The sequence below is a fragment of the Hoeflea sp. genome, assembly GCF_984452065.1.
On sequence record NZ_CFHWAF010000022.1, the window covers coordinates 14274 to 30957 of the forward strand.

A 16684-nucleotide genomic window follows, 5' to 3' on the forward strand; every position below is an offset into this window, starting at 1 on the left:
CGGCAACGTTCGGGGCCGAGCCGAGGCCTGCCTCATTTGAGAACAGGCCGCGCCGCAGGCCCTGAGCGAGCGCCGCCCCCATGCCGCCGCCGACCGCTTCCTCCAGTCCGAAGGCGTTGGCGACGATGCTGTATATGACGCCGGGCACTGAGCCGATATTGATAAGGATGACCAGCAACGCCATGAGGATATAGGCAATCGCCATGACGGGGACGACGACATCGGCGGTCTTGGCGATCCTGTGTATGCCGCCGAAAACGATGAAACCGGCGACGATCGCGAGCACGCCGCCCGTCCAGACCCTGCCGATGCCCAGGCTGTCATTGACGGCGCCGGCCACCGTATTGCCCTGGAAGGCATTGAAACCGATGGCAAAGGCCGCGATCAGGCAGACGGCATAGAGGATGGCGAGCCACCGGTATTCTTCACCGAGCCCGTGGATGATCGAGCGTGCCGGTCCGCCGCGGTACATGCCGTCCGGCTGGCGTTGTTTGTAAAGCTGGGCGAGCGAGCACTCGACGAGGCTTGTCGCCATTCCGATCAGTGCAATCACCCACATCCAGAATACCGAGCCCGGGCCGCCGAGTGTGATGGCCACGGCGACGCCGGCAATATTGCCGCCGCCCACCCGGCCGCCGACGGAAATCAGCAGCGCTTCGCGGGCGGAGATCGCATTCGGGTCTCCGGTCTGGTTCTTGCCGGAAAGGACACGGAACATGCGCCTGAAAAACCTGAACTGAACGAAACCGGTCATCGCGGTGATAAAAACGCCGAAAACCACGAGAAGCGGAATCAGTGCCCACCCCCAGGTGAGGAACTCGATTAATCCGAAGAATTCTCTGAGTATTCCCATGATCTCTCCCCCCCACGGTGGATCCGATTTATCCCGTTATGGTGTGCGACAGGTGAAGACAGTATCAGCTTTATGCCTTTGCCTGAGAGAATTGATGGTATTATCAACCGCTGATTTGGCAGGCAGAAAATGTCGCCGCCGGCAAAATAGGTCGGCGATCCGAACAGGCCACGCGCGATCGCTTCCTCGGTATTGGCCCGGTGGATGGATTGGATCGGCTCCGTCAGAGCCGCGTCAAGCAGAGGCCCCGGATCGATGCCTGATGCCGAGGCCGCGTGCGCAAGCGCGTCCGGGTCGGCAAGGTCCGCGTCGTCGCGCCAATGGGCTTGAAGGATTGCGTGGGACAATGTGTCGATATCCGCACCCTGATCGATGGCGGCGATCAGCATGCCGTTCGGCAGATCCAGCGGATGGTCGTGGAAGGTTGGCCGGAACTTGATGATCGGGACCTCGCGGAACTCTGCCCAGCGCTCGACCTCGCGGCCGAAATAATAGTCGACATGCCGCTGGGTGCGCCCCGCGAACGGCAAACCGCCGGCGGCTGTGACGACGGGGCTGAGCGCAATCGGCCGGTGCGCGAGTGTGTACCCATGTTCGGCGCAAATCTCCAGGAGTCGCTTCGAGCCGATATAGGCAAAGGCGGAATGGGCGGAATAGAAATAGTCGATGGTCTTCAACGTTTATCGCTCTGTTCTTTGGGCGTGACGGTACCCGTAAATCCGTTTGTCCGGATGGTCCACACTTTCAGATCGGCAATGACTTTCACCGTTGCTATGACCACCAGCGTGCACAGTGCAATCTTCGATATCGTCTCCATCGTGCCTTCGATCAGCACGGCATGGACCACGCTGCCCGCAACGATGACCATGGCAAGGGACGTATGAACGCGTCGCCACGTGCTCAGTCGCAGGCGCAGCCGGCGCCGCATGGTGGCGACAAACGCCGCCGCGAAGACCGCCCACATGGCAATCACGCCCCAGGCCGAAAAGGGCGTTGGTGATCTGAAAAGAAGCGCGTCCACCACATCCGGCGGACTGGTGACCCAAAGGGCCGCGACGTGGATCACGACTGCCGTGACCAGCGATGCGCCGACCCACCGGTGAATGCGCCGCCCGCGATAGGCCGAAAGGCCGGGCGGATAGCCGCCTGCCAGCAATGGCTGAAGCAGCAGCAGCGCCATGGCGATGACGCCGGCAAATCCGGCGGCAATGTAGACCGGATCGCGCCATGCCAGCAGCGGGCTCGCGGCGGCGGCTGCGATCGGCAAGCCGAGGGCGACGGCAAGCGCGGTCCAGACCAGGAATGTGCGGGTCTTGCCGTTCGCGTTCGAACCCAATGCGGTCAGACCGGCTGAAGGACGAAATGCGCCTCCAGGCTGGTGTCCCTTGAACTCGGCATGATCGGACGCAGAAAAACCGTCTCGAAGTCGCCGCTGTCATAGGCGAGGTGGCCGTGCGGCTGTCCGAAGGCGGGGACGATCTGCGGCATCTCGAGGCGGAACACACCGTTTGCGTCCGTAAGCGTCGCCCCGTGGCTGTGCAGGTCCCGTTCGTGCCCTTCGGTCGTATGCGCCCAGATCTGGATGCGCTGGCCGGCAAGCGGCGCGCCGTCGCCCGCCCGGCGAACCGTGCCGCTCATCCAGAAGCCGCCGCCGCCGATCCGCTCCACGATCGGCGCGCCCGGGCGGTAATTGTTGGAGCCGCCGCGCATCGACCGGGTCGGTGCCAGGCCGGCGGCGCGGGCCGGGACAATAAGCCGGGAAGACGCCGTTGCCAGGACCGCTCCGCCGGCGGCAAGCAGGGTTCGGCGTGTGATGAGGTCACTCGTCATGTGATATCTCCTGCCGGGCCGGGACATCCCCGGCCTCCAGATTGTATTCCGGCGCGGCTGATTGAGGATTATAGCGCGATTGCGGCAATTTCCGAGACCGGGGAAAGCCGGCGGTGGAAAATCCGCTTTCACTGTTTCGTGATGATTTGCCGAAATGGAGCCTGTCGCTGCAAATCGGCGGCCCGTTATTTCCAGGCCTCGACGCCGGTCACTTGAGGCGTTCGGAAAAAGTCGTCCCAATAGCCTGCCCGAAAGGTGTCCAGACCCTCCTGCGAGACGGTCACCGGAGGGGACAAAACGTTCACCGAAACAAGACAGGGAATCACTCAACAACCCGTTCGGGTCAAAAGTGTTACCTGTGTCTCCGATATTGTCGGCTGACACCGGGTATTGGAGTAAGCGGGAATAAGTGGGATTTTCCGGGAATTGACGGGAACAGCCCAAAAACCAAGGCGTTCACCGGGACAGCAGCACATCAGCCGGCCGGTATGTTTGACAGCGGAATTTGGTCCAAACCGGAATCAGCAGACAAGGCGGGCATGAACGTGCTCATATTTTGAGCGCGCTTTGAAATGGCACCTAAATCACCGCGAACTCGGCTTCAAAACCCTATATTTCGGCACTTTGAGAAAATTCGACAGCATTTGCCTCACAGATGCAGGCCCCTATCCGGCGCATCAAAATGCCAAATCCAAGTTGGGCGTTTTGGTAAACTTGATTTCTAGGGCCATTGTGAAGTTTAAAAACAATAAAGAATACAACCCTCTAACGTGTGTAGTGCTGGCAATCATCATAGGTATGCGATCAACTCTAAGTTTGCCACCTGGATTTCTGATCGAAGAATGCATGAAAGCGGCTAGCAAGTCGTACCGTCTTGTACTCCATCAATGAGCATCCGATAGACACTCTCGGGACCATGACAAGTGACCGTTCTGACCGCTTTTCCATCACGCTCAGTCTTGCCGGATTGGTAAAAGGCAGACCCCATCAAATAGCGCTTGGCCACCTTTGGCACCCCTTCAACAGATTTTATCACAAACTGCCAAATTCCACCGCCACTATATCCGCCAAAATCATCAGGCCCACCATATCCGTCATCATAAAGTACTTCAAAATCAATATAATCGAAGTGTCCAGACGAACGCCAGGCCATCCCATCTAGCGGACCTATTAGCTTCCCATGAAAAGCCTTTACTCGGCCAAACCCTGACGGATCCGGCACATCAGAGGTCCACTCCGCAGCCATCCCGAGCACTGACCAAAATCCATGGTGGCGCGGTGGAGACTCATCAAGAATTAAGTCTCGTCGTATCGTCAGATTGTAAAACGATTTTTTTGCTCTCAGTGTCTCGGTTGTTGACGGAGGCAGCTCAAGAAATGAAAGATCCGGCCCTGCGTTTGATGGATTTGGAGGCGGGCCAAAACTGAATTCACAACAGTCTCCAGTTTTGAATAAAACTTGGTGTACCGCACCCTCCCGATTACTGCTTAGAATGATGCCGGCGATCTCTTGACGTTGGAGAGTGCGGACAACGTGGCTAGCTGTTAGCACCCCTTCTTTACCGTCAATAGAGACGAGAGTTCCCGAACCACCGAGCAGTCCATCTTCACGGTTATCTGTTGATTGCAGAATGACGAAGCCGACAGAGTAGTGGGCAATCTGCTTCATTTCCGATTCGTGGAGCGCTGAAAATGCATCGTTATTTAGCTTCATTGTCTGCATAGTGAATTCCTGCGTAGAAAAACCCCTAGCACCAGCAAAACCATCGTGCTTAAAAAACCGGTCAGGCTATATCGGAACAGATATGAACGTAACCCGAGTGTTCGGCAGGCACCAAAGGCCGATGGTGCTGCTGAAGGGACTCGAACCCCCGACCCCATCATTACGAATGACATAAGACTGTATTTCAGAGTATTCCAAACCGTATCAAACCGCACCGCAGATCGCAAAAAAGCTGTGTAAAAACAGAATCTTGATACACCATGATACGCTCATTGTGTATCACTTGCTACCATAAAAATTGTGTCCCAATCCGTGTCCCAGAGCGCGGCCTGTTTCGAGTAGGGTTCATGGCAAGTGCGTTGACGCAGAAGAAGATCGAGGCGATCTCAAAAAACCGGCCGTCGAAAAAACGGGAAATCGCCGACGGCGGACAACCGGGGCTTTACCTTGTCGTTGGACAACGAACGCTGAAATGGATGGTTCGCTTCCGATCACCACAGAGCGGCGAGAACGTCAAAATGTCCATTGGCACCGTCGGGGACAAGAAACCCGCCATCGGTCTGCATGAAGCGCGTATGGCCGCTCAAAAACTATTCGAAAACGTTCGCATGGGTATCGATCCGCGGCTGGAGAATGAGTTGGGTCTGGACGATCTCACAGTGAACCAAGCGTTCGAGATGTTCCTGGCTCAGCATGTCCTTGTGAAAAACAAGGGAGGAACGATCTCCAGCGTCAAAAGCTTCATCAATTCCGAGGTGACACCACGCTGGGGAAAATGGAATATCCGTGCGATCAACCGGAGACATATTGTCGGCTTGATCAATGATCTGGCAAACGGGGTTTTCGATGATTCCGGTAAGTTGACAACGCCGGCTAGACCGCAGACGGCCGTCAGGGGCCGGGCCGTTCTCAGTAAGGCGTTCCGCTGGTTCACTGCCAAAACGATCATCACTGACAATCCCTTTCACGACATTGAAGTACCCGCAACGCCTGTGAGGCGTGAGCGCGTACTGTCCAACGATGAAATACGCTGGTTCTGGATCTCAGCGGAAAAGATGGGGTGGCCATTCGGGACGTGGGCTCAACTGCTACTGCTGACTGCACAAAGGCGCAACGAAGTTGCGGGAGCGAGATGGTCGGAAGTGCAATTGACAGAAATCGGCTCAACTTGGACGATCGACGGCGAACGCACAAAGAACGGATGTGCACAGGTCGTGCCCTTGGCGCCGCAGACCGAGAGCCTGCTGAGGAGCGTGCCGCAAATGGAAACGGATGAGAAGGTGGTCGATGATCCGTTCGTCTTCACGACCAACGATACATCTCCAATAAGCGGTTTCAGCCGAGCCAAGAAACGTCTCGATGCGGCTATGTTGGAGATGGCGTGCAAGGAGGCCAAGGAGCCTTCGACGGTCGAAATAGTAAAATGGACGTTCCACGATCTTCGAAGAACCGCGACGACGGGCATGGCTGAGTTGGGTGTGCCACCGCATATTGTGGAAGCGGTTCTCAACCACAAATCCGGTGTCGTTTCTGGGGTTGCCGCGATTTACAACCGACACCAATATCTCGCGGAAAAGAAAGATGCCCTGTGCGCATGGGCAGACAGGGTTGACGTTCTCGTCGGGGTGAATTCAGACACCAAATTGGCATCTATTTCGCAAACTATCTGATTTTATGAATGATATTTGGTGCCAAATTGGTTACAACTGATTGACCACGTTACATATTGCGATATGATGATACACCAGAATCAATGAATATCGGGATATCGCGATGAGCAAGGACCGGAAGTATCTGCGGGCCAAGATGGTGCGAGAGCGGTTTGGCTGGAGCCGGATGACACTCTGGCGTCGTATGAATGAAGAAGGCAGCTCTTTCCCCCGACCGATAAAGATCAGCGGCCAGAATTATTGGCTCGAATCCGAGCTGGTCGCTTACGACGAAAAGCTCAAAGCCGACAGAGACGCTGCCTGAGCCATCTCGATTGGCGCAAGCACGACTGGAGAGGCACGGCAATGAAAATCACCGGAAAAACACTGATCGAGTGGGGCTTCAAACCGGGTAAGTGGTTTCCGACTGCGCTCGCACGGGCCAACGAGATGAGAGTGTCTGGCCGCAGCGACGACGACATTTTCGAGGCTCTGCAGGACTTGCAGCCTGTTGAAATTCTGATGCGTACAAACCGGCTCGACTATCAGGCATTCATTGAGCCGGAAAACGAGATCGAGCGCGAAAATGTCGCTGCGGTTCACAAGGCGATGGATGCGCTCATGCGCGTGCCGACGGTCAAGCGTGGCACCGTTATGCCAGATGCCTGTCCGGCTGGCACAATCCCTGTCGGCGCGGTCGTCGCCACCGAGAATGCGATTCACCCCGGCTATCATTCGTCCGATATCTGCTGCTCAATGGCTATGACGGTTTTGAAACGAAACGATGACCCGAAACGTGTTCTCGATACGATTTCAGACTATGTGCATTTTGGACCGATGAAACGCGAAAAGTATCCATTGGATGCGCCGCAGGATCTGCTCGCACGGTTGGAGCACAATCCGTTTACGAAGGGTCTGGAGGAAATCGCCGATAGGCACTTCACGACACAAGGCGATGGAAACCATTTCTATTTCGTCGGGCATCTGAGGTCTACAGGACAGCTTGCGATCGTCTCTCATCACGGTTCACGAGGATTTGGTGCGCAGCTGTACAAACGTGGTCTGGCCGCGGCTTACCGGCATACCAGATCGATTGGCGCGCGCGTTGAGAAGAAACACGCCTGGTTAACGGCGGATAGTCAGGAGGGGGAAGATTATTGGAAGGCACTGCAGCTTGCCCGGCTCTGGACTGGATTGAACCATAAGCTGCTGCACTTCGCCATCGCAGAGCGCTTGGGCAACAAGATCGAAGATTGGTTCTGGAACGAACACAATTTCGTTTTTCAGAGATCGGACGGCCTATTCTATCATGCGAAGGGCGCGACACCATCCTATGCCGGCTTCTCGCCGGACGATGACGGCCGGACGATTATCCCAATGAATATGTCGGAGCCGATCCTCATTGCACAGCATGCGAACAATGAAGAAGCGCTCGGCTTCGCTCCGCACGGCGCCGGTCGGAATATGAGCCGAACACGGTTCCTGAAAGAGCATGAACCGTCGATGCCTGCCGGCATCGATGCCCGCTTTTATTGCGGTATTCCGGACAAGAGCGAACTGCCGGATGCCTACAAGAGTGCAGACCAGGTGCGGGAGCAAATTCACAAGCACGAACTTGCCAAGATTGCCGATGCTGTCGAGCCATACGGATCGATCATGGCCGGAGATTGGGAGCGGGACGCTCCTTGGAGGAAGAAGAACCGCAAATGACGGATTTCATCAATCACCGCAGTTTTATAGACCTCGAGAGAGCATTACAGCCGCTGGCAGCGAACGTCGAGGTCCGCGCGCTTCACTGGATTCATACACCGGAAGGAGACCAAGGAAACGAGTGGTGCTTCGACTGCGGTCGATACAAGGTCCGCAACCTGCGTCGCCGGGATCGGAAGAACAGAGAAGATTACGGCCTGGACGGTGGCTGGAGAACCGAGGAAGAAGGTTTCAAGTTCTGCGAAGGATGTGGCGCTCATCTGGACGCGCACGTCCTGCCTTATGGAGTTTACAGTGAACTTGATTATTACCGAGAGTATGGCTTCAGCACCGATGCGACCTTAGACGCCTACTACATCTCGGAAATGCTCAACAGCCTCTGTTGTACTGATGGCAGCCAGGAACAAGAGCAAGCCGCATTGGAACTCTGGCTTATGGCGCAAGAGTTTCGTCGCAAAGTGAATTGACAGTGAGGTAGAAGAAGATGGAAGGGGATTTTTCGACAGTTGCAATTTGGAAGGGCGTTCTAGTCACCGAACTGGAACGCGAGCAATTGTTGGAGGTTATCGACTATCTTGCTCGGCAACTGGAATCGAGACGTGAGAATTTTGAAAAAAGAATGAACCTGTACCGGTTGCGAAACGCGACAGCATAGAGGCGATCGAATATGGAAGGACAATGAATGTCGTTCAACTACGATTTCATCCGCGCTGATGGTACAGAGGTTCTGGTAACCTATCGCCTTGGCGGCGGTGGCGGTGACTATTTTGCCGGTGGCTGTTGGATGCCCGGTGATGATCTCGAAGTCGAATTCGACAAGGCTTACGGACTTCCCGACGGTCAGGATCTTACCAGCGACGAATATGAGAGGATTGAGGCGGCGATCCTGTCTGATCCGCCCGAATATGATCCACTTCCGGACGATGTGTTTTGAGATATGCTATCACGCATCACACTTAGATTGGCTGTTTGCTTTTCACTTCCTGCCACCGCCGCGGACCTCCGCGTCATCGACGGCGACACGTTCGTGCTGAACGGAGAGACGATCCGCGTCGAAAACATCGACACGCCCGAGATAAGGCGCGCTCAGTGCGATGCAGAGAGACGCCTTGGCCTTGTCGCCAAATGGCGAGTTGAAACCATCCTGACACAGCCTGGCGCCAAGATCACGCTTCAACGGTTCCGCAAAGACCGATGGGACCGCACGATCGCCCGTGTGTCGGTCAACGGTCTCGATCTGGGCGAAATCCTGATTACAGAAAACATGGCTCGGCCCTGGCGCGGCCGGCGCGAACCGTGGTGTGAGTGAATTGGCTGGTTTCGGACACAGACACTTAAACTACGGTGGTGCATTCTTCGATGCTTGGGGTTGCGGACCATTTGTGATCACAAATGACGGTAAAACCTTCCGGTTCGAAGACAGCGATCGCTTCGGCCCGACGCGCCTCCGCGAGAACAATGAAATCAATGAGCGTCATCCCTATTTCGGGCATAGATCAGCATTCTGGCCGGCTTACGATGCCTGGAAAAAAGGCGGGCGGCGTGTTGCAGATGACAGGATCACTTGTATTTGGGATACCCTGAAACCCACGAAAATCTATCGCGTAGGTCGGCGCACCGCGGTCATCGTTGAGCACGGGGACGAGGGTGGTCCAACTGTCGACGTCACTGACGAAATGAAGGCAAAGGGTGTTCAACCCACCGATTTTTTGGACAAGTCGGCACGAAACAAGCCGGGTTCTCGCGGGGCCAAACCGATTGATTGATGGAGCGACCCTGCCGGTTGTCACGCGGCTTCCCGTTCTGTCGCGACCGCTACGATCGTGCTTGGTGATGCAGACGTGTGACACGTCAGCTTCGGCAAAGAATCCGTGCTGTGGTTCGCACCGGAAAAATCCGCCGGGATCTGGATATCCGCAATCAGGTTGCTCGTGTCGTCCCAATGCGCGTCAGCAGCGCTTGGAAGCTCATATAGCTTGACCCTGCCGCCATGAATGCCGTTTCCGGTGATTTCGACCCGATAAGTTTTTCCGTTCGTCAAAGTAATGCTGGACGGCAAGGCGAAAGAAACGTTCGGGCCGATGGTTGGAAACTCGCCCGCCCACAGGCGAGTTGACTGAGCCTGAAGTTGGTAGAAGAAGACTTTTCCCTCCCAGTAGGAAACGTCGGCTGTAATGGTGTCATCGCCGACACCCATCATCAGAAAGGCCGCGTCGCTGACGGTAAAGACATATTTGACGGTGCGCCGTTCCTTCGATGTGTCCCATTCCAAACAGCGAAAGGCGGCAACCGGAGCCCAGTTGGCTCCGCTTATCGTAATGCCGGCTGCGGTCCGGTTGAGTGTGGTTGCGCCATTGTGTTGCACACTGTCTGTGATTGCTGTCCCGATGTGCAGCGGCGATCCTGTCGATCTCAAATCCAGCCACTTCAAGCGATCAAAATCGGCGTACTCAGGTATGAGCGCGGACGCAAAAGCGCCGGCGTTGAAACAGTGGATGTATTCGATATCAACCGCGCAGTTGAACGTTGTGTCTTCTGTGTTCAATGTCAGTCTGCCTTCACCGAAATGCGCCGACTGAACCCCCTCAACAACCACCGTCACCCATTCTCCTGTCGCCAGGAGCTGGTGCATCAGATCGCAATCCGGATCATGATATTCGATACCATTGACGATCACAGACAAACTTGGGTCCACACCGCCATCATTGACGATGAACTTTGCACCTGATCCCTGCTCCCAGCGTAGGAACCACCAATCTCTTCCGACCCCGGTGAACAGAATGCCCTTGGCCGCTGTTGTGCGAATTCGGGCGACGACAGTGCATAAGGCTTGAGTGGCCGCTGTGTAAAATTTTGCAGCCATATAGTCGCTCGACCTGAACTCCATGTAGGCGGAACCGCCTGAAGGTATGCGCAAGGTTGGCCTCTTCGTCGGTTCAAGGGTCTGATAGAACTTATTGCCGAGCGCGTGTTCGACACCCGACAATCGAATGGCCTCGTCGATGAACGACACTTGGTCACCGTTTCCGGCCGCCTGCAATGGTGACGTCTCGCGATAGCAGTTTCGGTCCGGCTGAAAGGCCCAGTACATCTCCGTCGAATGTCCGATAAGACCCTGAGCGGTGGTCAACACACGGTCCGGATCGAAGGGCTGAATGAATTTCAGGCTGTTTGTGCTGTTGTGCGATGCCAGCGCTGCCGGCGCATCGAAGTGGAGCCTGGTGTTCGCCTCCCACGTTACCGTCGCCCAGGCGGCGTTTATGTCCCCTTCAGAGTAGTTCAGGCTCATATCGCCGTTGCGCCCTGGAACTGTAATGGCAACATTGTTATCCCGGTTGATCAGCTCGGCCTCTAAGGACGGCGGATACATGAACGAGCATACGAGACCGGACGACGCACCGACACCATGTTCATTACAGTCCTGCCAAGAGCTCCACGTCGAAGCCACACCGCGTTCCAGGCCCATTGCCGCGAATATCGCGTTGAGCACGCCTTTTTTTGCGGCGTCAGAAGAACGCAGGATGTAATGTCTAGTGTGCGTGGTCACTATTGGCACCTCCAACCCGTCGAATGGTTTGGTTTATCCCCTAAGACATTTTGGAAACGATCTCGGCCGCGCAGGAGGCTTCCAATTGAGCCGTCAAAGCCGAGTCTTCGATGATCAGCAGGGCGCCGCGATCGCCATTGATCCGCCAGACCCCGGAGAATCCGCTGTACTTTGCTTCGGTCCACGCAAATCCGCTGACCGCGAGGTTCGCATTCCTGAGAACAACAACACGAGGACCGGCGGCGGTGATTGCCGCGTGCAACTCTCCACGAGTTGAAACCGCGACAGTTCCTCCTCGACCGTCGAGCACCTTGAGGGTGGGTGTTCCGGCATTCACAGCCAAAGAAGTGTCACCGCTACCTTGAAGCCACGGAGCCAAAAAGCGTGATGTGTCTTGACCGCTCAATACGATCCCTTGCGTGTCGATTGTATTGATGCCGACCATTATTGCGACATTGCTACGCCAGGCGCCGGCCGACAGTGTGATCCTGCTGAACTCTGTCGAGCCGTCATAGGTCAGCTTCCGTCTGCTACCGGTAACCGAAAGAATCGGTCGGTTGGGATCTGATGATTGCACCTCGTCCATGGTGCCGGGATTGGCGAGATTTTTGCCCAATCCTACGGGATCGCCGTTATTTTCCGCAAACGTGGTTCCAGCAGACGTTGTGTAAAGCGATAGCGTGTCTGTCGGATCAATGAGAACGCCAGTTGCACCTGCTTTGAAGGCCGCCAACAGGGCACTGTAACCCGGTCGATCCAGGAAAGGTGGCCACGACAGGAGACGTGTCCTGTTGTGCTTTTGAAACCAGACATATGGCATCAGGGTTTGTTCCAGGTCTTCCAATAGCGACCGCGACCGTTGACGGCCCGGATGAAGGCCGGATTGGCTGACGTTCCATCTGCTTCGAGGCGGGTTTCATCAGATCGCCGGTAATGCAGTTCTGTGTTCACATCGGGTTGTGCCGCGGCGAAACCAAAGAACACGCCCCCGGCGCACTCGAAGGTAACCTCAAAGGCCTCACTGGCAGCTGCAAGCTGCACGTAGGCCTTATCGTCAATATTGAATGGTCCTTCCGTTACAACAGGCATTGATAGGTTCCTTTTTTGGCAATGTGAGCAAATACAGACGCGGCCGAATCTGATATGAACGGAAGTTGATTTCAGCCGGTCTAAGTGGTTTGCGAAATGTCACGGCTCTCAGGAAACGAATTCAACCTGGCTCTCATCCTTCGAGATCTTCTTGGATCGGAGGTAAAGGGTGTAGGACCGGACGTTCGGCAACTGGTCGATCTTTGGGAAGGCGATGATCCGGAAGATTTGCGGCCAGCAATAGATGGTCTGGAGCGCATCGGTTTCATAAATGTGGATCGCCGAATCGCCACATCGCATCCTGACATCGACAGCTCATTCAATGTGAATGATATTGCCGGCATTTCGGTGACCGAGGCTTTGCAGGATTACATGGATAAAGAGGGCATATAGCAGCTACTGCATCCCGCGCTCCCAGATCACCCGGCATCGCTGACGAAGCTTGATATTCTTTCCGGCGTAATCCTTGCGCGCGATGACCAGAAAGCTCTTTGCGTCCCCTACGTTGCCGAACGCCGCCAGGGTCCGCTGGTAATGAACGTCATCGTCCGACCACTCTTCAACCTTGAATGTCAACTCATCGGTGAGCGCCTTCGTGTCATCCGCCTTTTCCGGCTCCTTGCCGTCATGGGCATCCGTCAGCGCGCGGGCCAGCGTCCGGCAGACAAAGGACGCATATTCGAGTGAGCAAGCATTCCAGCCGTCATAAGCGACCGTGGAATGCGCCTTTCGATCGGCGTCTTCGATGAAGACGTGCGACCTGGTCTGCTTGACCTTCAGGGGAAATCTGATGTGGCTGAGAAATTTCGGCGGCAAGGTCCATCACGCTTTCCCTGCCGTATTGATTCTTTGCCGCTTGACTTAAATAGTGCGGGATCGGGAATTTGGGAAGCCTCGGAAGGTGCGCAGGACCTGGCGCTCAACGAGAGCAAGGCCCAGCCGAGCAGCACCAACACGATCCATTTGCTTTCCGACAGGCGAAGACGATTCATGGCCGCAGCTTTCGAACATATTCAACGATCTTGTCGAGATGGATCGTCATAAGCGACCGCAACAGACCTTCGCTTGTCAGGGCGAGCAGTGCAGCCAATGGTGCCTTGTATGTCTCGGGCTCCCACTCCATCCAATGCAGTACCGGATCTGTGAAAATCCATGCTGCGAACAAAGCAGCGACGACGGTCACGAGCGCTTGACATACGGACTGCGTCTTTGACATGAGCAGTTTCAGTATGATGGCGCCGAACACCGCGCCCCAGAATTTCCAGTCGTGGCCCAGCATCAAATAGGTTTCCCCGGGCGTGCCCACTCTGGGATTTTTTCTTCCCAGGAATGGCCGGCGGCCATGATGCAGGTGACGCCTGTCGTGGTGGTCATCAGGATCGTCCAGGTTCCCTTTTTCGAGGTATAGACCTCAAACATCGCTTTGCCGGACGATGAAAGCCCCAGTGCCCGAGGTGCTTCCTTGTATTTGTCGCTCAATGACTTGAGCAGGGATGTGCGATCGCCGCATGCCATTCCCGCTGCCTGCGCCTGTCGGTTTGCTGCGACAATAACGACAATCCCCATGGCAACAATGAAGGCCAGGAACACGGTCCATTCGATGATGCGTTTCATCTTCCGCCTCCGTTCGACCTGATACCATCATGCCAGCCCGCACATCGATCCACGCGAGCATTGGCACGAGTCAGTGCGCCGGCGGTTCTGACCAGCGCAGCATCAAGCCTGTCACCCTTTTGAACACCTGAACGCTCATGCTTTCGGCAGTCTGCAGGCAGATCGGGGATCCGACTGGCCTCGGCGATGGCTTGGCTGACGAGGCCGGCTTCTGCTTTCGACCGTTCCGCCTTGTTCAGCCGGTCACTCAGCGTTGTGCATGAGATCAAGGACAGCGTCATCAACAACGCAAGCATCGTTGACAGGACGCGCCAGCAGCGTGTCGATTTCATTGCTAAGACCCTCAAATTTTTGGTCTGCTTCGGTAAGCCGTGTTCGGAATTGATCATTCGCGCCCTGAAGCAGTGCTTCGCGACGATTCTTCTCCTGAATGATGATTTGGAGATTGCGCTCCCGCTCCCGTGCGGCTTCCAGTTCCGCACTGGCTACCAGTTCGGAAAGAGCCCGTTTGACGGCGTCAGCCTCCGCAAATTGGAAATAGAGGTAGGCACCGATGAATGCCCACAGCGGCAGCGTTATGCCAAAACTGAGAAACTTCCACACCCAGGACAAAAGCTTAACGGGTATCACGGATCCTCCCCCCTATTCAGAAGGCTCTTGTCATGCTCAAGCTTGTAGGCGCCGGCGAGCAGAGCAATCGACGCGGTCCAGAGCCAAATCAGAATGGACTCCATCGCCTCAATCATTCTCTCTTCCCCGGCGCCGTGTTTGTGACGCTTCTCAGCGCCATGTTGGCGCAGGTCACGAAACTGTTGAGACCGATTGCGATCAGGGCAGCATCACGGTCACTCAGGCCAAGATCGCCCAGATACTGGAGAATGAAGCCCGCCACTGTGACCAAGAAAGCCAGCACATTGAACAGGTAGGTTCGGTAACCCTTCATCGAATTCAGAACGGCCATATTGAGCCTCCAATGCTTTTCAGAGTGTCCCAGAACCAAGCTGCAGCGCCTCCGACCGCGATTACTGCAGCTGCAACAAGAGCGCCGACCGGGCTCGTCTTTCCCGATGTGCTTGGTTTCTTTTCGTCGGTGTGTGCGGGTGGTTCGCTGTCAAACCGCTGTCCGCCTTCCGGAGAGGTACGAACATCCAGAGGTGGCGACAGTTTGATTTCTTCCTCAATGGCTACGGCGAGTGTCGTTTCGACATCAAGCTTAGGCACGCCGCCCGCTTCTTCGATGGCCTTTCGGAAAGCCAGATAGTAGTCGGCGATCTGCTTCCATTTGTCTGTGATATTGACCGTGCGGCGCGCATTGCGCAGATCATCGTCACCGCTGTCGGGCAGATATTGAGCGATCCCGTGTCCGTGCCCGTTCCAACGCCCGTCCATGAGACCGCGGACAAGAATGCGCGCGCCAATTTCCGGATCCAGAACCTCATCAGGAAATTGCACAAGGTCGGTGCCAGCATCCGCACTGGATGTCTCGTAATTCTTTTTCCAAGTGAGTTGCACCTGACCGCGTCCATAATAGACGTGGCCATAAGGCGGTTGCGGCTTGGCATACTTGGCGACAGCCGAATTCGGCCCGCGCTGTGCAGCGAGGCGATTGACCCGCTGACGGGCCTGCGCGTCATTCTCGGCGAATCCTTCCCGTACCGGAACCATTCGCCGGCCAGTCTCGTGATAGGCCGTTGCGAGCGCGTAGGCGAGCGTCTTCGCCCGCCCGTCGCCATGTGTCGCGAAGGCAAGAAGGATGCCCTCAATGCCGACGACTTGTCGCTGTGATAGGGACGTGCCAAACACGCCACTCTCACGACGCCGCAGCGCCGCGTAGAATGCTTCGCGGTTCATCGTGTCTTCCTTATGATTGAAAAAAAGGCCCCCGAAGGAGCCTGTCAGAATTGACGCTTGAAGATTGAGTAGCCGTTTCGCGTTCGCTTCGATTGCCTGAACAGTCGATAACCTGGATGTGCCTTCAGCAATTGATGTGCAGTCCAGCACTTGAATGTCCGAATGTCATCCAGCGCGATCACCTTGGCCCCGAGGACTTCCAGAAGCTCGCGCTCTCCTGCAAATTCGGATCCGTCGATCAGAACGAAATCGAAGTGCCGGATTCCATTTTCCTCTTTAATGAGGCGGATGCCATGCCCGTCTGTTCCCTGTTCACGCAGATAACAGAGATCGGCCTCTATTTCCTTACAGGCGGTCTCGTATTTGTGACGGGCTTTCTTCAAATTGAAAGGATTGCGTACCTTGTGAAAAAAGTGAAACAACTCCTCTGCGCTCGGAAAGTCTGAAGATGGAATGGATGAAACGTTGTAACATCTGACGAACGTGTCATTCTCATAGTGGTTTCGCAATGTGTCAGCGCGCTCGCGACTGACCTCAACGCAGAACAAACGTACGTCTGCGCGATCTGGTCTTTCCCTTATGCCGGTGACAAGCGCATTGGTGCTGCCTTCACCGCTCGATGAGCCAATTTCTAGAAACGTCTGCAGTTCATGAGACCCAGCAAGTTGCTGAAGGTCTCGATGGAACACATCGCCAAATATTTCCGGTGGAATCTTTCGTTGGAGCATAAAAAAATACCGAAAAACCAATATCGGCAAGCTACAGAAAACACTTAGAAAAATCAACTACAGGTTAGGTTTTTTCAACCGGCCACGAGA

General features: G+C 55.5%; 23 protein-coding genes. 8 read left to right on the forward strand and 15 right to left on the reverse strand.

What is annotated here, in order from left to right; all coding sequences use genetic code 11:
* The 5 genes from AC5E6N_RS06395 to AC5E6N_RS06415 form a co-directional block, all read right to left on the reverse strand.
* On the reverse strand, window positions 1–853 hold an 853-nt coding region (locus tag AC5E6N_RS06395; RefSeq protein ID WP_491747034.1), incomplete at its 3' end, for an alanine/glycine:cation symporter family protein.
* Window positions 823–1530 carry a 2-hydroxychromene-2-carboxylate isomerase gene (locus AC5E6N_RS06400; protein ID WP_491747035.1) on the reverse strand — a complete coding sequence of 236 codons (708 nt, stop codon included), beginning with the start codon at window positions 1528–1530 and terminating at the stop codon, window positions 823–825. The genes AC5E6N_RS06395 and AC5E6N_RS06400, both read right to left, overlap by 31 nt.
* Window positions 1527–2189: a ferric reductase-like transmembrane domain-containing protein gene (locus AC5E6N_RS06405; protein WP_491747036.1), complete on the reverse strand. Its 663-nt coding sequence runs from the start codon at window positions 2187–2189 to the stop codon at window positions 1527–1529. Before AC5E6N_RS06405 ends, AC5E6N_RS06400 begins: the two co-directional genes overlap by 4 nt.
* A gap of 5 nt (window positions 2190–2194) precedes the next feature.
* The gene (locus tag AC5E6N_RS06410; protein ID WP_491747037.1) at window positions 2195–2683 is read right to left on the reverse strand and encodes a twin-arginine translocation pathway signal; all 489 of its coding nucleotides are present in this window, start codon (window positions 2681–2683) and stop codon (window positions 2195–2197) included.
* 856 nt (window positions 2684–3539) lie between these two features.
* Window positions 3540–4406: a hypothetical protein gene (locus AC5E6N_RS06415; RefSeq protein ID WP_491747038.1), complete on the reverse strand. Its 867-nt coding sequence runs from the start codon at window positions 4404–4406 to the stop codon at window positions 3540–3542.
* Between the two features lie 359 nt (window positions 4407–4765).
* On the opposite strand from AC5E6N_RS06415, the gene AC5E6N_RS06420 reads away from it, so the two are divergent.
* From AC5E6N_RS06420 to AC5E6N_RS06450, 7 genes are all read left to right on the forward strand, one after another.
* The gene (locus tag AC5E6N_RS06420) at window positions 4766–6076 is read left to right on the forward strand and encodes a tyrosine-type recombinase/integrase (RefSeq protein WP_491747039.1); all 1311 of its coding nucleotides are present in this window, start codon (window positions 4766–4768) and stop codon (window positions 6074–6076) included.
* 103 nt (window positions 6077–6179) lie between these two features.
* Window positions 6180–6380 (forward strand): helix-turn-helix transcriptional regulator, encoded by a 201-nt coding sequence (locus AC5E6N_RS06425; RefSeq protein ID WP_491747040.1) that lies wholly within the window; start codon window positions 6180–6182, stop codon window positions 6378–6380.
* A gap of 41 nt (window positions 6381–6421) precedes the next feature.
* Window positions 6422–7765: an RtcB family protein gene (locus AC5E6N_RS06430; RefSeq protein WP_491747041.1), complete on the forward strand. Its 1344-nt coding sequence runs from the start codon at window positions 6422–6424 to the stop codon at window positions 7763–7765.
* Window positions 7762–8232 carry a hypothetical protein gene (locus tag AC5E6N_RS06435; RefSeq protein ID WP_491747042.1) on the forward strand — a complete coding sequence of 157 codons (471 nt, stop codon included), beginning with the start codon at window positions 7762–7764 and terminating at the stop codon, window positions 8230–8232. Before AC5E6N_RS06430 ends, AC5E6N_RS06435 begins: the two co-directional genes overlap by 4 nt.
* 215 nt (window positions 8233–8447) lie before the next feature.
* On the forward strand, window positions 8448–8699 hold the full coding sequence (locus tag AC5E6N_RS06440; RefSeq protein ID WP_491747043.1) for a hypothetical protein: 252 nt from the start codon (window positions 8448–8450) through the stop codon (window positions 8697–8699).
* Window positions 8700–8792: 93 nt separating this feature from the next.
* Entirely contained in the window at window positions 8793–9074 is a 282-nt protein-coding gene (locus AC5E6N_RS06445) for a thermonuclease family protein (protein ID WP_491747044.1), read from the forward strand.
* Entirely contained in the window at window positions 9067–9531 is a 465-nt protein-coding gene (locus AC5E6N_RS06450) for a hypothetical protein (protein ID WP_491747045.1), read from the forward strand. The genes AC5E6N_RS06445 and AC5E6N_RS06450 overlap by 8 nt, the downstream gene beginning before the upstream one ends.
* Window positions 9532–9551: 20 nt before the next feature.
* Here the strand turns inward: AC5E6N_RS06450 and AC5E6N_RS06455 are convergent, their stop codons facing one another.
* The 3 genes from AC5E6N_RS06455 to AC5E6N_RS06465 are packed head-to-tail and all read right to left on the reverse strand — an operon-like array spanning window position 9552 to window position 12401.
* Window positions 9552–11312, reverse strand: coding sequence for a hypothetical protein (locus tag AC5E6N_RS06455; protein WP_491747046.1), 1761 nt, complete (start codon window positions 11310–11312; stop codon window positions 9552–9554).
* A gap of 40 nt (window positions 11313–11352) precedes the next feature.
* Window positions 11353–12156 (reverse strand): hypothetical protein, encoded by an 804-nt coding sequence (locus tag AC5E6N_RS06460; protein WP_491747047.1) that lies wholly within the window; start codon window positions 12154–12156, stop codon window positions 11353–11355.
* On the reverse strand, window positions 12132–12401 hold the full coding sequence (locus tag AC5E6N_RS06465; RefSeq protein ID WP_491747048.1) for a hypothetical protein: 270 nt from the start codon (window positions 12399–12401) through the stop codon (window positions 12132–12134). Before AC5E6N_RS06465 ends, AC5E6N_RS06460 begins: the two co-directional genes overlap by 25 nt.
* Before the next feature lie 96 nt (window positions 12402–12497).
* On the opposite strand from AC5E6N_RS06465, the gene AC5E6N_RS06470 reads away from it, so the two are divergent.
* Complete coding sequence (locus tag AC5E6N_RS06470; RefSeq protein WP_491747049.1) at window positions 12498–12794, forward strand: hypothetical protein; 297 nt, start codon at window positions 12498–12500, stop codon at window positions 12792–12794.
* A gap of 3 nt (window positions 12795–12797) precedes the next feature.
* Here the strand turns inward: AC5E6N_RS06470 and AC5E6N_RS06475 are convergent, their stop codons facing one another.
* The 7 genes from AC5E6N_RS06475 to AC5E6N_RS06505 form a co-directional block, all read right to left on the reverse strand.
* Window positions 12798–13217 (reverse strand): hypothetical protein, encoded by a 420-nt coding sequence (locus tag AC5E6N_RS06475; protein WP_491747050.1) that lies wholly within the window; start codon window positions 13215–13217, stop codon window positions 12798–12800.
* Window positions 13218–13389: 172 nt separating this feature from the next.
* A complete protein-coding gene (locus tag AC5E6N_RS06480; protein ID WP_491747051.1) occupies window positions 13390–13680 on the reverse strand; it encodes a hypothetical protein in 291 nt (96 codons plus the stop codon).
* Entirely contained in the window at window positions 13680–14015 is a 336-nt protein-coding gene (locus AC5E6N_RS06485; protein ID WP_491747052.1) for a hypothetical protein, read from the reverse strand. The genes AC5E6N_RS06480 and AC5E6N_RS06485 overlap by 1 nt, the downstream gene beginning before the upstream one ends.
* A 243-nt stretch (window positions 14016–14258) precedes the next feature.
* Window positions 14259–14645 carry a hypothetical protein gene (locus AC5E6N_RS06490; RefSeq protein WP_491747053.1) on the reverse strand — a complete coding sequence of 129 codons (387 nt, stop codon included), beginning with the start codon at window positions 14643–14645 and terminating at the stop codon, window positions 14259–14261.
* 112 nt (window positions 14646–14757) lie between these two features.
* Window positions 14758–14976, reverse strand: coding sequence for a hypothetical protein (locus tag AC5E6N_RS06495; RefSeq protein WP_491747054.1), 219 nt, complete (start codon window positions 14974–14976; stop codon window positions 14758–14760).
* Window positions 14964–15866: a glycoside hydrolase family 19 protein gene (locus tag AC5E6N_RS06500; protein WP_491747055.1), complete on the reverse strand. Its 903-nt coding sequence runs from the start codon at window positions 15864–15866 to the stop codon at window positions 14964–14966. The genes AC5E6N_RS06495 and AC5E6N_RS06500 overlap by 13 nt, the downstream gene beginning before the upstream one ends.
* A 44-nt stretch (window positions 15867–15910) precedes the next feature.
* Window positions 15911–16594, reverse strand: a complete 684-nt coding sequence (locus AC5E6N_RS06505; RefSeq protein WP_491747056.1) for a hypothetical protein — start codon at window positions 16592–16594, stop codon at window positions 15911–15913.
* Window positions 16595–16684: the final 90 nt, after the last annotated feature.

Coding starts and splice junctions, on each gene's coding strand:
- AC5E6N_RS06410 (WP_491747037.1), bottom strand. CDS start 2,683: ATGACGAGTGACCTCATCACACGCCGAACCCTGCTTGCCGCCGGCGGA.
- AC5E6N_RS06415 (WP_491747038.1), bottom strand. CDS start 4,406: ATGCAGACAATGAAGCTAAATAACGATGCATTTTCAGCGCTCCACGAA.
- AC5E6N_RS06425 (WP_491747040.1), top strand. CDS start 6,180: ATGAGCAAGGACCGGAAGTATCTGCGGGCCAAGATGGTGCGAGAGCGG.
- AC5E6N_RS06430 (WP_491747041.1), top strand. CDS start 6,422: ATGAAAATCACCGGAAAAACACTGATCGAGTGGGGCTTCAAACCGGGT.
- AC5E6N_RS06435 (WP_491747042.1), top strand. CDS start 7,762: ATGACGGATTTCATCAATCACCGCAGTTTTATAGACCTCGAGAGAGCA.
- AC5E6N_RS06440 (WP_491747043.1), top strand. CDS start 8,448: ATGTCGTTCAACTACGATTTCATCCGCGCTGATGGTACAGAGGTTCTG.
- AC5E6N_RS06465 (WP_491747048.1), bottom strand. CDS start 12,401: ATGCCTGTTGTAACGGAAGGACCATTCAATATTGACGATAAGGCCTAC.
- AC5E6N_RS06470 (WP_491747049.1), top strand. CDS start 12,498: ATGTCACGGCTCTCAGGAAACGAATTCAACCTGGCTCTCATCCTTCGA.
- AC5E6N_RS06480 (WP_491747051.1), bottom strand. CDS start 13,680: ATGCTGGGCCACGACTGGAAATTCTGGGGCGCGGTGTTCGGCGCCATC.
- AC5E6N_RS06485 (WP_491747052.1), bottom strand. CDS start 14,015: ATGAAACGCATCATCGAATGGACCGTGTTCCTGGCCTTCATTGTTGCC.
- AC5E6N_RS06495 (WP_491747054.1), bottom strand. CDS start 14,976: ATGGCCGTTCTGAATTCGATGAAGGGTTACCGAACCTACCTGTTCAAT.
- AC5E6N_RS06500 (WP_491747055.1), bottom strand. CDS start 15,866: ATGAACCGCGAAGCATTCTACGCGGCGCTGCGGCGTCGTGAGAGTGGC.
- AC5E6N_RS06505 (WP_491747056.1), bottom strand. CDS start 16,594: ATGCTCCAACGAAAGATTCCACCGGAAATATTTGGCGATGTGTTCCAT.